This is a genomic window from Bradyrhizobium nivariense (genome assembly GCF_029846695.2).
In the GTDB taxonomy this organism is placed as follows: Bacteria; Pseudomonadota; Alphaproteobacteria; order Rhizobiales; family Xanthobacteraceae; genus Bradyrhizobium.
Map to the genome: position 1 here is coordinate 139018 of NZ_JARWCR020000018.1, position 14226 is coordinate 153243.

Below are 14226 nucleotides of genomic sequence, written 5' to 3' on the forward strand. Positions count from 1 at the left end.
ACCCCACCACCGCTCCCATCAAACACGTCGTCAGCGTCCCCGACACGATCGACTTCGGCCCGGGCGCGTTGATTTCCTCGCGGCGGATCGGCCCACTACCGCTCGAGATAGCCCAATTCCGCGCTCATGACCTTGCGAGCATATTCGCTGAAGGCATCGATCAACCGGCCGCGCGCGGCATAAGGTGGATAGAGCAGTGCGATCGTAACGGGGACAGCCGGGTTGAAGGGGCGCGTGATCAGAGCCGCGCCAGAGCTTTCGTCATGCGCGGCAATCGGGTTGATAATGCTGATGCCGAGGCCCGCCGCGACCAAGGCACAGACCGATGCGCCCAGATCGGTCTCCGCAACAATGCGGCGCGTGACGCCCGCCTGCGCGAAGATCGTATCGATGCGATCGTAGAGTGGACTCCCCGTGGCGAAGGAGATGAAGGCCTCGTCGGCGAAATCGGCAGGGCGCAGCGTCTTCTTCTGCGCAAGACGATGCGCCTTCGGCATGATCGCGACGCAACGGGTCTTGAGCACCGGCTCGACATGCACCCCCGCAACCTCGCCGTAGAGCATTGCCAATCCGGTGTCGCAAAGCCCGGAACTGACCCAGTCGTGCACGGCGCTCGCCGTGCCGGATCGGATCGAGATCATCACGTGTGGATAGTCCACCTTGAAGCGTGCCGCGATGCGTGTCAGCAGGCCGCCGGCCAGGCGCGGCATCGCCGCAACGCTTAACCGACCCATACCGAACGAGCGGATGCTGGCTGCGCTGGCCTCCAGTCCCGCCAAGCCGATGAAAGTCTTCTCGACCTCCTGGAAAAAGCGCGATCCGTCCACCGTCGGGCGGAGGCGGCCGCCACTGCGATCGAACAGCGGGAATTGTGTGATCGCTTCCAGCTGTCCGATCAGGCGGCTGATCTGGGGCTGCGAGGTATGCATGCGCTGAGCCGCCTGCGTCATCGATCCCGTCACGAAGACCGCCCGAAAAGCCTCCACATGCTTCAGGCCCATGCGTCTGGTTGCCATATCAAATCCGTATAGGAGAGTATGAAACTGGAATTTCATCAGATCGAGCTTTTGGACGATAGTCTAGAGCATGAAGCCGTTCGCACGGAGCGGCCCTGTCGTTGCTCACCCACCGTGGACGGCGTCACGGACATTCGCGAAAAAAAGGGGACGACATGAAAGCGACAACGATCAAGGCACTCGCCACGGCGACCGTCGCTGTAGTTCTTCTTTCCAGCGAGGCCATGGCCCAAGGTGCGAGCAGGCTGGACAAGATCCGTGAGACCGGCTCGATCACATTGGGGTACCCCGAGACCTCGGTGCCCTTCGCCTATCTCGACGGTAACCAGAAGCCGGTCGGTTACACCGTGGAAATCTGTGAACAGGTGGTGCAGGCGATCAAGACGGCCCTCAAGCTCCCCAAGCTCGAGATTCGCTATAACCCCATAACTTCGGCGACACGTATTCAGCTGCTCGCCAACGGTACGATCGATCTCGAATGCGGCAACACGACCAATAATGTCGAGCGGCATAAACTCGTTGCCTTTGCTCCCACCACCTTCGTTGCGCAGGTCGTCCTCGTCGCGCGCAAGGATGGCGGGGTCGATGTCAACGACCCGGCTTCGTTTCGCGGCAAGGCCATCGCCGCCCAAGCCGGCGGCCAGACTTTCAAGGTGATTACGCTGATCAACGCCAAGAACAATCTCGGCATCACGGTGGTGCCGGCCAAGGACACCGCCGAGACCTTCTTGTTGGTGTCGACGGGCCGGGTGGCCGGCACCGCCAACGATGACGGTCTCGCCTTTGCCACGGTCGCCTCGTCCAGAACGCCGGATGCATTCCTGATCGGTAGCAAGAGTCTCGAGACGGCGCCCTATGGTATCGTCCAACCCAAGGATGATCCTTCTTTCAAGAAGATGGTCGACGATGCCGTGATCGACCTGATGAAGAGCGGGCAGATTGCGGCGCTCTACGACAAATATTTCAATTCACCAATCCCACCGCATGGCCTCAACCTGAAATTTCCGATGAGCGCCGCCCTCAAGCGGGCGCTGGCCAACCCGACCGATTCCGGCGACCCGGCAGTCTACGAATGACGCGACAAGCGCTCTAGAGGTCTCGCAATGGCACATCAACACGACACGAGTCCGGCGGGCGCCGGGTTGCCACCCATCGACCTGCGCAGCGATACTGTCACCAAGCCGACCGAGGCGATGTATGCCCGCATGGCCTCTGCGCCGCTCGGCGATGACGGGCTCGACGGTGACCCGACGGTGCAGGAGCTGGAGGCCGTCGCAGCTGCGGCGTTGGGCAAGGACGCCGGCCTGTTTGTGCCGAGCTGCACCATGGCTAATCTGCTGGCGACGCTGGCGCAGTCGCAGCGCAGCGAACAGATCGTGCTGGAATCGAATGCCCATATGTACACCTCGGAACGAGGGGCGGCGACGTTTACGGGGCAGTTCTACCTCGCAATTGCCGGCACCGCCGGCGCAATGGACCTGAATTTGCTGGAGGACGCCCTGCAGGGCGAAGGGCTCAAGCTCGGGACCGCTCTCGTCGCAATGGAAACCTCGCACAACAACGCGAGCGGCGCCGTATTGCCGCTGGATCATATGCAGGCCGTGCACGCCATGGCCTCGGCCCGCGGTGTCCCGGTGCATCTCGACGGCGCGCGGCTGTTCAACGCCGCCGTCGCCCTCGAAACGGCGCCGGCCGAGGTTGCGAGACATTGCGACACGGTTTCTCTGTGTCTGTCGAAGGGCCTGAGCGCACCCGCCGGTGCCGTGCTCGCCGGGCCGCGCGCGGTGATCGACAGCAGCCGCAGGTTTCGCCGCATGCTGGGAGGCACGCAGCGCCAGATCGGCGTCCTGGCCGCGGCCGGCCTGGAGGCGGTTCAGGTCATGGGGACGCGTTTGGCGGAGGATCACCGACGTGCGCGAGCCCTGAGTGATGCGTTGAACGGGATGCATCCAAAGATCAGCGCGACAATCCCGCAGACGAATATCGTGCAGGTTGATGTCTCTCTCTCCGGGCGCGACAGCGCCGTGTGGTCGGGGGCTCTGGAGAGGGAGGGCCTGAGGGCGAGGCCCTGGGGCAGGCATCGATTGCGCTGCGTGACCCATCGCCATATCGATGATGCGGATGTTGATCGCGCGGTCATGGTATTTCGTGCCGTGGCTGGAGCTTTGGCTTAGAGAGCGCTTAGCTCAGCACTCCCACGATCAGCGGATCGTTAGAAGGCGCCCGATCCGTGAAACCGGGCAGTTACCAATCGGATGGTTTCAGCCGTCCCGCAGGGCGGGCGGTAACCAGTCGAAAATACCTCTCGCGTCAACTCAAGGCTGTGAAAATGCGGGAAATGTTTTCATGGCGACCAACACTTTTGGCCGACGCGGCGTCGTGGCGCCAGCCCCGAGAGCATCGCTTCAACCACCCGTCGCCGCGCCGATCGCACCTCGGCCCTTGTCCAGCGAGGGCACGCTTTTTGGCGACAACAAGCTTCTGGCCGATATCCCATTCCTCACCATTGGCCTGATTTTCGGCTTGCTCTTGATCTACGCTCTGCAACGCAGTCTGGCCATCGACATTGCGCGGGACGGCTCAATCGATGTCCGTTCGCTGATCGCTCAGGGCGCGTCCGGCTACGATCTGGTCGTTGGAAGGAGTGAGTGGTGGCGGATCGGCCTTGCACCGCTTCTGCATGGTAGCCAGTGGCATCTCGTAGGCAACTGCGTTGCGCTGCTCATCGTCGGCGTCAGGCTGGAGAGTCTGATCGGTCGTGGCTGGTTTTCTCTGATCTTTGTCGCCAGTGCAGTGGCCGGAGAGGCCGGCTCACTCCTGGGCAATGACCCCGGCACGGTGAGCGTCGGCGCGTCCGGCGCCATTACCGGGCTCATCGCCGCGCTGTTCGTCGCGAGTTTCGATCCCGAAGCGGACGCCGATCAAACAATGTCGAGACTGAAGACGTCGCTCTTCTTCGGTGTTCCCGCACTGCTGCCGCTGGCCTTCGGAGCCTCCGGCAATGTCAACTATTTTGCCCATGCAGGTGGTGCGCTGGCCGGCGGCGCGCTTGCCATCATGCCGTGGCTCGCCTTCTGGTCATATGACAGCCTGCCGCGGAGCGCCGGCACGGTGTTGCTCGCAGGATTGGTCGGATCTCTGATCTGCGCCGGCTTCGCCGTCGCTCATTATTCATCCTACATGGCCGATGCCGTGCAGTATATCCGCGCGTCGGAAGCGCCGGCGAATGCTGAAGAGATGGCCAGCCGGTCTCTCGATCTCGTCACCCGCTATCCGAAAGACCCGCGGGCTCATCTGTTCCGTGCGATCTTCTTCCTGGAAAAAGCGAGCCTCAATGCCGCCGAGGCGGAAGCGCGAACTGCCATGTCGCTCGCCGCTTCGGATGTGGCGGGTGGGACGGCGCGCACCGGGGCGCAGGGCTTGATGGCGGTGTCGCTGTGGGCGCAGGGACGAAACAGCGAGGCGAAGGCCATGGCGGTCGAGCCGTGCCGTGCCAAAATGGCTGAGGTGCGTCGCATATTGCAGAAGCAGAAGTTGTGCGGTCGACCGGAGTGACCGGCGGATAGAGCTAGCTCAACACCCCGACGATCGCCCCCATCAAACACGTCGTCAGCGTCCCCGACACGATCGACTTCAGCCCGAGCGCGTTGATCTCCTCCCGCCGTTCCGGCGCCATCACCCCGAGGCCGCCGATCATGATGCCGAGGCTGGCGAAATTGGCGAACCCGCACATCGCATAGAGCATGATCAGGCGCGAGCGCGGATCGAGCACGTCGCCCGGCAGCTTTGAGAAGTCGACATAGGCGATCAACTCGTTGAGCACGGTTTTCGTGCCCATCAGGCTGCCGGCCGTCACCGCCTGATCCCATGGCAGCCCCATCAGCCAGCACACCGGCGCCATCACCAGTCCCAGCAGACGCTGCAACGAGATCGCGGCGCCGCCGATGTTCGGGAGCAGGCCGAGGATGGCGTTGACGAGATAGACCAGCGCCACCAGCACCAGCAGCATCGCGACGATGTTGATCAGCAGCTCGATCCCTGCGCCGGTGCCTTTCACGATCGCGTCCATCGTGCTGGAGACCTCCATCTCGGGATCCTCAAGCGCACCGCCAGTGCGCTTGTCTGAGGTCTCCGGCACCATGATCAGGCTGACGAGGATCGCCGCCGGCGCGCCCAGCACCGAGGCAATGACGAAATGCGCGGCGGCGTCAGGAATGAGCGGGGCAAGGAGCGTCGCGTAGAGCACAAGTACCGTGCCGGCGATGCCGGCCATGCCGCCGGTCATCACCAGAAACAATTCGCTGCGGGTCATCTGGTTGAGATACGGCCGCACGAACAGCGGCGCCTCGACCATGCCGAGGAAGATGTTGGCGGCGGTCGAGAGCCCGACCGCGCCACCGACGCCGAGCGTCCGCTCCAGCAGCCAGGCCATGCCGCGCACGACCGGCGGCAGCACGCGCCAATAGAACAGCAGCGTGGTCAGCACGCTCATGACCAGCACGATCGGCAGCGCCTGGAACGCCAGGATGAAATCGGCGCCCGGCACTTTCAGATCGAAGGGCAGGGTACCGCCGCCGATATAGCCAAACACGAAGGAGGAGCCGGCGCGCGAGGCCGCCGAGATCGCGCCGACCGCGTCGTTGATGGCGCCGAAAGTGCGCGCGACGATCGGCACTTTCAAGAGCACGATGGCGGTGACAAAAGTCGCGACGAGGCCGATCGCAGCCTGCCGCAATGAGACGGCGCGCCGATTCTCCGCCAGTGCGAAGGCGAGCAGCAGCAATGCGAAAATGCCGAGTACCGATTGCAGCCGCAGCATGATGTCCCCAAACCCCGATGATTATGGCCGCGCATGCGTTGCAAATGCAATGCCGGGAGATTGTCGGAGCGTCCCGCTGTTGACAAGCAGGTCCGCGTCAGCCACGCGGAGCACGTCCACATCAGGAGCTGGATAGTCCGAGCGTGACCGAAGAGGCGATGCCAGAGCAGCCAGTTTCAGCGAATCGGTCGGTGAGCGCCCGCGCGCTCCTCTCCCACCGCGCCTTCCTGTTCTTCCTGCTCTCGCGCAGCCTGTCGCGCTTTTCCAGCCAGATCGCGGCGGTCGCGATCGGCTGGCAGATCTACGATCTCACCGGCTCGGCCTTCGACCTCGGCATGGTCGGCCTCGTGCAGTTCTTGCCGACGGCGCTCCTCGTGTTCGTCGCCGGCCACGCCGCCGACCGCTACGAGCGCAAGCGCGTGGTGCAGCTCTGCCAGCTCATGGAAGCCGCGACCGCGCTCTATCTCGCTGTCAGTACCTATCTCGGCGCAGTCAGCGAAGTGCAGATTTTCGTCGCGACCTTCGTGCTCGGCATTGCCGGCGCGTTCGAGAGCCCGACCACCGCGGCGCTGCTGCCGCTGATCGCGCCGCAGGGATCGCTCCAGCGCGCCACCGCCGTCTCCAGCGGCGCGGCGCAGGTCGCGACCATCACGGGGCCCGCGCTCGGCGGTTTGGCCTACGCGATCGCGCCGCATCTCGCCTATGCCGTGATGGTGCTGTTCTGGATTCTTGGGATGATCCTGACCGGCTTCATCCGGCCGCGCCCGCAGGCGGTCGCCAAGGAGGGGACGAGCTCGGACAACATCTTTGCCGGCGCCCGCTTCATCCGCGGCAATCCGGCGATCCTCGGCACCATCTCGCTCGATCTGTTCGCGGTGCTGTTCGGCGGCGTCACCGCGCTGCTGCCGATCTACGCCCGCGACATCCTCCAGACCGGCCCGATGGGGCTCGGGATCTTGCGCGCCGCGCCCGCCGTCGGCGCGCTGCTGATGACCATGGTGCTGGCGCGTCACGCCATCTCGCGCCATGCGGGCCTGCGCATGTTTCAGGCCGTGATCGTGTTCGGGGTTGCAACGATCGTGTTCGCGCTGTCGTCCTGGATATGGCTGTCGGTGCTCGCGCTCGCGATCCTCGGTGCCGCCGATACGATCAGCGTCGTGATCCGCTTCTCGCTGGTGCAGCTCGCGACTCCCGACGAGATGCGTGGCCGGGTCGGTGCGGTGAACTTCCTCTTCATCAATGCCTCGAACCAGCTCGGCCAGTTCGAGAGCGGGGTCGCGGCCGCACTGTTCGGCGCGATGCCCGCCGCCGTGCTCGGCGGCGTCTGCACGGTCGCGGTCGCGCTGCTGTGGATGAAGCTGTTCCCAAGCCTGCGGCAGGTGGAGAGCCTGGAGTAGGGCGGGAGCTCTCTCCCGCGTCATTGCGAGGAACGAAGCGACGAAACAATCCAGACTGTTTCCGCGGAGGGATACTGGATTGCTTCGCTTCGCTCGCAATGACGACTGCGGAAATAGCGCAGATGATTCAATAGGGCGCCGCCACGCGCCTACTGTGCATGGGGTTGTTTTCGAGTTTTTAGTTAGCCCCGTCCCACGAACGGCATCTTGCTGGCCATCACCGTCATGGTCAGCACGTTGGCGTCGAGCGGCAGGCCGGCCATGTAGGCGACGGCATCGCCGACCGCTTTCGCATCCATGCGCGGCTCGTGCTTCATCGTGCCGTCGGGCTGCATCACGCCGGGGCCGGCAACCATGCGATCGGTCATGGGCGTCGCGGCATTGCCGATGTCGACCTGGCCGACCGCGATGTCGTACATGCGGCCGTCGAGGTTCGAGGCCTTGGTGAGGCCCGTGATGGCGTGCTTGGTCGAGGTATAGGCCGCCGAGAACGGCCGCGGCGCATGCGCCGAGATCGAGCCGTTGTTGATGATGCGGCCGCCGCGCGGGGTCTGGTCCTTCATGATGCGGAAGGCATGCTGGGTGCACAGGAACGGGCCGGTGAGGTTGGTGTTCACCACCGCCTGCCACTGCTCGAGGCTGAGATCCTCGAAGTTCACGGCCGGCGCGCCCATGCCGGCATTGTTGAAGAGCACGTCGAGGCGGCCATAGGTGTCCTTCACCTTGGCAAACAGCGCAGCGATCGAGTCCGGCTTGGTCATGTCGGCGGTGACGCAGAGGCTTTGTCCCGCGGGGCCGAGCTTGGCGGTCTCCTCGAGCATGTCGAGCCGGCGCCCGACGAGCACAACGGTGAAGCCGGTGTTCATCAGCGCCAGCGACGCCGCGCGCCCGACTCCGGTGCCGGCGCCCGTCACCACTGCGATCTTCTTCGCTTCACTCATCGTTTCCTGCCTTTTCTCTTAAGTTGTCAGGTTTTGGGTTCTTTTTCGTTCTTGTAGGGCGGCCGCGGGATGTTCTGATGCGCGGCGCGCAAGGCCGCCGACCAGCGCGAGCGCAAATCGTGGAAATAGGGCTCGCCCGCCTCGATGCGGTGGTTGAGATCGGCCTCGCAGGCGTCGGCACGCACCACCAGTACGTCGATCGGCAGGCCGACGCCGAGGTTCGAGCGCATGGTCGAGTCCATCGAGATCAGGCCGGTCTTGAGCGCTTCGTAGAGCTCGACGTCGTAATGCATGGCGCGGTCGAGCACCGGCTTGCCGTATTTGTGCTCGCCGATCTGCAAATAGGGCGTGTCGGTGGTGCACTCGATGAAGTTACCCGCCGTGTAGACCATGAACAGGCGCATGCGTGCGCCCTTGATCTGGCCGCCGAACAGGAAGGAGACGTCGAACGACACGTCCTCTGATTTCAGCGCCGGCCCTTCGGTCGTGTGCACGGCCCGGATCGCCCGGCCGATGCGCTGGGCAGCCTGGAACATGGTCGGCGCGTTCATCAGCGTCTCGATCTCGCCCGTGTTGGGGTCTTCGAGGCCCTCAGTCAGCGTGGAGAGCACCGACTGGCTGATCGCGAGGTTGCCGGCGCTGGCGATCGCCATGATGCGGTCGCCGGGATTGGAGAAGATGTGGAGCTTGCGGAAGGTCGAGACGTTGTCGAGGCCGGCATTGGTGCGGGTGTCGGCGATCATCACCAGACCGTCCCGAACCAGGATTCCGCAACAATAGGTCATTTCCAGTCCCCGAACGTGTTTGCGCGGAATTACTAGCCAATTTCAAGGGCCGCTCCAACCCCCGATTCCCGCGGGGCGGCCGGCCGAAAGCTGTCCGCGGGTGGGGGGCGTGCGTGGCGCGGTTCAGCTCTGCCGCTGGGACTGCGACTGCGACTGGCCGCCGCGGCCGGCCTGCTCGACCTTCACGGCCACCGCCAGCGTCTCCGCGCCGCCGCCATAGCGGGTGCCGCGCACGGGGGCTGCGCCGAGATAATCGAGCCCGATCGCGACGCGGACATGGGCGTCGGTGGCGCAGATGCTGTTGGCGGGATCGAAGCCGACCCAGCCCAGACCGTCGACGTAGGCTTCCGCCCAGGCGTGGCCGGCGTCCTGATGCACAGTGCCGTCCGAGCGCAGGAAGTGGCCGGAGACGAAGCGCGCCGGCACGCCGCCGCTGCGCGCACAGGCGATGAAAATATGCGCGTAGTCCTGGCAGACGCCGCGCTTGAGCGTGAACGCCTCGGCCGCCGATGTGCCGCTGTTGGTCGGGTCCTCGTCGAAGGTCATGTGATCGCCGATCTCGCTCATCAGCGTGTGCAGGAAGCCGAGGGTGTCGCTCTCGGCCTCGCTGCGCAGCTGGCGCGCGACCGCATTCATCGCCGGATTGACGCCAGTGAGGTCCGTGGCGCGCAAAAACATGCCGGCCGGAAAGCGCTCATCGGCGCCGCGGAGAACGCCGCCGGTGTCGTGGGTCTCGATCAGGCCCTCGGCAGTGATCTTGATGTCGCCGACGGGTCCGCAGGACAGCACATGGGTGACGTTGCCGAACGCGTCCTCATGGGTGTCGAGCTTGGTGTCGGTCGAAACGTCGATCTGCCATTCCGCCACATATTGCCCGTCATGGCTGCACGGCGTCATGCGCAGGATCTGGATGACGCTGGTCGCCTGCGGCTCGTAGCGATAGGTCGTGGTGTGGAGGATTCGCAGGCGCATGGTGTTTTGATTCCGTCGTTCCCGGGCGGCTGGAAGAGCCGACCCCGGAATCTCGCGATTCCGGGTCTGGTCCTTCGGACCATCCCGGAATGACTACGTGTATCAGATCAAATACTGCTTCGTGATGATTTCGCCCAGCCTGGAATTATCAGCGATGAATTCCTGAATGAATTCATGCACGCCGTGCTGAAAGATGTCGTTCATATTGCTGTGTTCGAGCCGGTTGCGGATGCCGCGGGCGTGGCGCTGGGCCGGGCCCTGGCGGCCATAGGCGACGCCGACCTGGTCGAGGTTGCGCACGAGATTGCCGTAGCAGCTTGCGAGCGAGCGCGGCAGCGTGTCGTTGAGGATGAGCAAATCCGCGATCAGCCATGGCTTCAGCGTCTCGCGATAGACCCAGTGATAGGCCGTCAGCGCCGAGACCGAGCGCAGGATCGAGGTCCACTGATAGAAATCGAGGGGGCCGCCGACATGCTCCTCTTCGGGCAGCAACACATGGTACTTCACGTCGAGAATGCGCGCGGTGTTGTCGGCGCGCTCCAGATGCAGGCCCATCCGCGAGAACCAATAGGCGTCGTTGCGCAGCATGGTCCGGTAGGCCGAACCGTCGAAACGCAGCGAGGTCTCCTGCACGAAGCGCAGGAATTTGGCGAGGTCCTCGCGCGTGGAGGTCCCTCTGCTCCAGACCTCCTGCAATTCGATCCAGGCCGAGTTGATGGTGTCCCACATCTCGCTGGTCAGTGCGGTGCGCACCGAGCGCGAGTTCAGCCGCGCCGCTTCGATGCAGTTTCTGATCGAGGACGGGTTGTCCGCCGAGAACGAGAGGTAGTCGACGACGTTGCGCTCGTTGGCTTCTTCATACTGCTGATAGAAGCTCGCGGCGACGCCTGCGGTCAGCAGCGCCGAGTCCCATTCGTTGGTCTTGCCGATATAAGCGGCGGGGAGTGCGGTGACGCGCAGCGTCGCATCGATCGTGCGCGCGAGATATTCGGCCCGTTCGACGTAGCGGGCGAGCCAGTAGAGGTTTTCGGCGGTGCGCGACAGCATCTCTCTACTCGTCCAAAATCCAGGTATCTTTGGTGCCGCCGCCCTGGCTCGAGTTCACCACCAGGGAGCCTTCCTTCAGCGCGACGCGTGTCAGTCCGCCCGGCACGATGGTGGTGTGCTTGCTGCCGGTCAGAACGAAGGGCCGCAAGTCGACGTGGCGCGGCGCGAGGCCGCTTGCGGTGCATGTCGGGCAGGTCGATAGCGCCAGCGTCGGCTGCGCGATAAAGCCTTCCGGCTCGCGCTTGAGCTTTTCGCGGAACGCTTCGATGGTCGCCTTGGTCGCTGCGGGGCCGATCAGCATGCCGTAACCGCCGGAGCCGTGCACCTCCTTGACGACGAGTTCGCCGAGATTGTCGAGCACGTAAGCCAGATCCTTCGGCTCGCGGCAGCGCCAGGTCTGCACGTTCTTCAGGATCGGCTCCTCGCCGAGGTAGAATTTCACGACCTCCGGCATGTACGAATAGATCGCCTTGTCATCGGCGATGCCGGTGCCGACCGCGTTGGCGAGCGTGATGTTGCCGGCCGCATAGGCCGACATCAGCCCGGGCACGCCGAGCGCTGAGTCGGGACGGAAGGTGAGGGGATCGAGGAAGTCGTCGTCGACACGGCGATAGATGACGTCGACCCGCTTCACCCCCTCGGTCGTACGCATGAACACTTCGTTGTTCTTGACGATGAGGTCGCGGCCCTCAACCAGTTCGATGCCGAGCTTGTCGGCAAGGAAAGAGTGCTCGTAATAGGCGGAGTTGTAGACGCCGGGCGTGAGCAGGGCGACCGTCGGTTCGCCTGAGGCACTGTTCGGCGCGACCGAGCGAAGAGCGGAGAGCAGTTCGTCCGGATAGCGCTCGACCGGCGCCACCCTGTGGCGGGCGAACAGATCCGGAAACAGCCGCATCATGATCTCGCGGTTTTCCAGCATGTAGGACACGCCGGACGGCGTGCGCGCATTGTCCTCCAGCACGATGAAGTCCTCGGCGTCGACCCGGATGATGTCGATGCCGGCGATGTGCACGTAGACGTCGTGCGGCACCTGCTGGCCGTTCATCTCGGGGCGGAAGACCGGGTTCTGAAAGATGAGGTCGTCGGGCACGATCCCGGCGCGCAGGATGTCGCGGCCGTGGTAGATGTCGCGCAGGAACATGTTGAGCGCGCGCACGCGCTGCTTCAGGCCCTTCTCGAGCAGCGCCCATTCCTTGCCGGACATGATCCGCGGGATCACGTCGAAGGGGATCAGGCGTTCGGTGGACTCGGAATCGCCGTAGACGGCAAAGGTGATGCCGATGCGGCGGAACAGAAGCTCGGCCTCCTGACGGCGATATTCGAGCGCCTCGGGAGGCGTCTCCTTGAGCCAGCGCGCCAGCTCCTGATAGGCAGGGCGAAGGTCCCCACCGGGAATGTTCATTTCATCAAACGCGACTGCCATAGATCCCGACTTGTCTCCGCAAGGCGTTGCGCCATTCGACAGGTCGCCAGGCCCTGGTGAAGACCGCAACGTCCTGGCCATGCGGCAAGAGTGCATGACTTTCGTGTGGTAGCAAGGGCCGGGCCAGCGCGATAAGCATGGGGAGAGGACATTTGCCGGGGATGGCCGGCGGCTTGCCTGAAAAAATGGCTGAGGACTGCTTATTTCGGCAGCAAAAGCGCGTGACTTCAACGCGTTACCTCGGCAAAGTCGGGCCGACAGGTGAGGGACTTGAGGTATGAGCGAGATCGTCACGGCGGGCATTCTGGTTATTGGGGACGAGATCCTGTCCGGCCGGACCAAGGACAAGAATATCGGCTTCATCGCCGAATACCTCACCAATATCGGCATCGACCTGAAGGAGGTCCGGATCGTCTCCGACGATGAGCCCGACATCATTGCCGCGTTGGATGCACTGCGGCATCGCTACACCTATGTCTTCACCACCGGCGGCATCGGCCCGACCCATGACGACATCACCGCCGACAGCGTCGCCAAGGCGTTCGGTGTCGGCATCGACCATCACCCGGAGGTGGTCGCCCGTTTCCGCGAGCGCTGGAGCGAGCAGGACCTCAACGAGGCCCGCCTGCGCATGGCCCGCATTCCCGACGGTGCCGAGTTGATCCAGAGCGCGACCATCCTCGCCCCCGGCTTCAAGATCGGCAATGTCATCGTGATGGCCGGCGTGCCCTCGATCATGCAGGCGATGATGGACATCGTCTCGCCCAAGCTGAAATCGGGCGTGCGCATGCTCTCCGAATCGGTCCGCGCCAATGCGCGGGAAGGCGACATCGGCAGCCCGCTGCGGGTGATCGCCGCCGAACATCCCGACACCATCATCGGCAGCTATCCCTTCATGGACGAAGACCAGAAGCCGAACACCAATCTGGTGGTGCGCTCGCGCGATGCGGACAAGCTGGCGGCAGCGATGGTGGCGGTGAAGGAAATGCTGGCGGGATTGAACATCAGCCGGTAGCAGGGAAGCTGCCGGCAGGCGAATGGCAGGAGAGGATAATGGCTGGTGAAGCACCGGAACTAAGTGCGCAAGAACGGGCGGGCCGGCCCTTTCCGGTGTCGTGGGACCAGTTCCACCGGGATTGCCGGGCGCTGACCTGGCGGCTCAACGAGGTTGGCCCGTTTCATGCGGTGATCGCGATCACCCGCGGTGGCCTGGTGCCGGCCGCGATCGTGGCGCGCGAGCTGGGCGTGCGCGTGATCGACACGGTCTGCATCGCCAGCTACGAGCACGACAAGCAGGGCGAGCTCCAGGTCCTGAAGGGCATTTCAGAAATGGCGATGAAGCTCGGCGGCGGCACCGGCAAGGGGCTTCTGATCGTCGACGACCTCGTCGACACCGGCAAGACCGGCAAGCTGGTGCGAGAGATGCTGCCGGATGCGCATTTCGCCACTGTCTATGCCAAGCCGAAGGGACGCCCGCTGGTTGATACCTTCATCACCGAGGTGTCGCAGGACACCTGGATCTTCTTCCCCTGGGACACTGCGCTGACCTACCTCCCGCCGCTCCGCGACGGCGCGGCGTGATCCTTCTTCACCTCGCCCCGCTTGCGGGGAGAGGTCGGCGCGAAGCGCCGGGTGAGGGGGAGCTTCCGCGAGTCCGTCTCTCACCTTATTTGTCGAGACAGCCCCTCACCCCAACCCTCATCTGCGCTAGGTTAGTCGTGCGCGGAGATTGTCGTGTTGTTTTTGGCGCCGTCGCGGTGGTTCGCAGAGGTGGCGGCGGGTTCGGCTGAAGAGATTACGGACAGCCTGCCACAGAAGTGGTCCAC

13 protein-coding genes are annotated in these 14226 nt (G+C 64.1%); 6 read left to right on the forward strand and 7 right to left on the reverse strand.

The annotated features are described in order from the left end of the window. Positions 1–95: 95 nt before the first annotated feature. Positions 96–1016, reverse strand: coding sequence for a LysR substrate-binding domain-containing protein (locus tag QCM77_RS17470; protein WP_279684276.1), 921 nt, complete (start codon positions 1014–1016; stop codon positions 96–98). Positions 1017–1171: 155 nt separating this feature from the next. Here QCM77_RS17470 and QCM77_RS17475 point away from each other — a divergent pair, with 155 nt between their 5' ends. Genes QCM77_RS17475 through QCM77_RS17485 form a run of 3 tightly spaced genes read left to right on the forward strand, consistent with a single transcriptional unit; the run spans position 1172 to position 4571 of the window. Further along, positions 1172–2092, forward strand: a complete 921-nt coding sequence (locus QCM77_RS17475; protein WP_279660786.1) for an amino acid ABC transporter substrate-binding protein — start codon at positions 1172–1174, stop codon at positions 2090–2092. 27 nt (positions 2093–2119) lie between these two features. Continuing rightward, positions 2120–3190, forward strand: coding sequence for a threonine aldolase family protein (locus tag QCM77_RS17480; protein ID WP_279660787.1), 1071 nt, complete (start codon positions 2120–2122; stop codon positions 3188–3190). After that, positions 3129–4571: a rhomboid family intramembrane serine protease gene (locus QCM77_RS17485; RefSeq protein ID WP_511337199.1), complete on the forward strand. Its 1443-nt coding sequence runs from the start codon at positions 3129–3131 to the stop codon at positions 4569–4571. Before QCM77_RS17480 ends, QCM77_RS17485 begins: the two co-directional genes overlap by 62 nt. 13 nt (positions 4572–4584) lie before the next feature. Here the strand turns inward: QCM77_RS17485 and QCM77_RS17490 are convergent, their stop codons facing one another. Further along, a complete protein-coding gene (locus tag QCM77_RS17490; protein ID WP_279684278.1) occupies positions 4585–5835 on the reverse strand; it encodes a NupC/NupG family nucleoside CNT transporter in 1251 nt (416 codons plus the stop codon). 158 nt (positions 5836–5993) lie between these two features. Here QCM77_RS17490 and QCM77_RS17495 point away from each other — a divergent pair, with 158 nt between their 5' ends. Then, entirely contained in the window at positions 5994–7232 is a 1239-nt protein-coding gene (locus QCM77_RS17495) for an MFS transporter (RefSeq protein ID WP_279684281.1), read from the forward strand. Between the two features lie 182 nt (positions 7233–7414). Here QCM77_RS17495 and QCM77_RS17500 read toward each other — a convergent pair whose 3' ends face one another. The 5 genes from QCM77_RS17500 to QCM77_RS17520 form a co-directional block, all read right to left on the reverse strand. Beyond that, entirely contained in the window at positions 7415–8173 is a 759-nt protein-coding gene (locus tag QCM77_RS17500) for an SDR family oxidoreductase (RefSeq protein WP_279684279.1), read from the reverse strand. A gap of 26 nt (positions 8174–8199) precedes the next feature. Further along, on the reverse strand, positions 8200–8958 hold the full coding sequence (locus QCM77_RS17505; protein WP_279660791.1) for a proteasome-type protease: 759 nt from the start codon (positions 8956–8958) through the stop codon (positions 8200–8202). A 123-nt stretch (positions 8959–9081) separates the two neighbouring features. After that, positions 9082–9930: a transglutaminase family protein gene (locus QCM77_RS17510; RefSeq protein WP_279660792.1), complete on the reverse strand. Its 849-nt coding sequence runs from the start codon at positions 9928–9930 to the stop codon at positions 9082–9084. A gap of 102 nt (positions 9931–10032) precedes the next feature. Beyond that, on the reverse strand, positions 10033–10977 hold the full coding sequence (locus QCM77_RS17515) for an alpha-E domain-containing protein (protein WP_279660793.1): 945 nt from the start codon (positions 10975–10977) through the stop codon (positions 10033–10035). A gap of 4 nt (positions 10978–10981) precedes the next feature. Beyond that, a complete protein-coding gene (locus QCM77_RS17520) occupies positions 10982–12400 on the reverse strand; it encodes a circularly permuted type 2 ATP-grasp protein (RefSeq protein ID WP_279660794.1) in 1419 nt (472 codons plus the stop codon). A gap of 277 nt (positions 12401–12677) precedes the next feature. Between QCM77_RS17520 and QCM77_RS17525 the strand changes: the two genes are divergently transcribed. Together QCM77_RS17525 and gpt are read left to right on the forward strand one after the other, a co-directional pair. Further along, a complete protein-coding gene (locus QCM77_RS17525) occupies positions 12678–13415 on the forward strand; it encodes a competence/damage-inducible protein A (RefSeq protein WP_279684280.1) in 738 nt (245 codons plus the stop codon). Positions 13416–13453: 38 nt separating this feature from the next. Continuing rightward, positions 13454–13981 carry a xanthine phosphoribosyltransferase gene (gpt, locus tag QCM77_RS17530; protein ID WP_279660796.1) on the forward strand — a complete coding sequence of 176 codons (528 nt, stop codon included), beginning with the start codon at positions 13454–13456 and terminating at the stop codon, positions 13979–13981. The last annotated feature ends 245 nt before the right edge of the window (positions 13982–14226 follow it).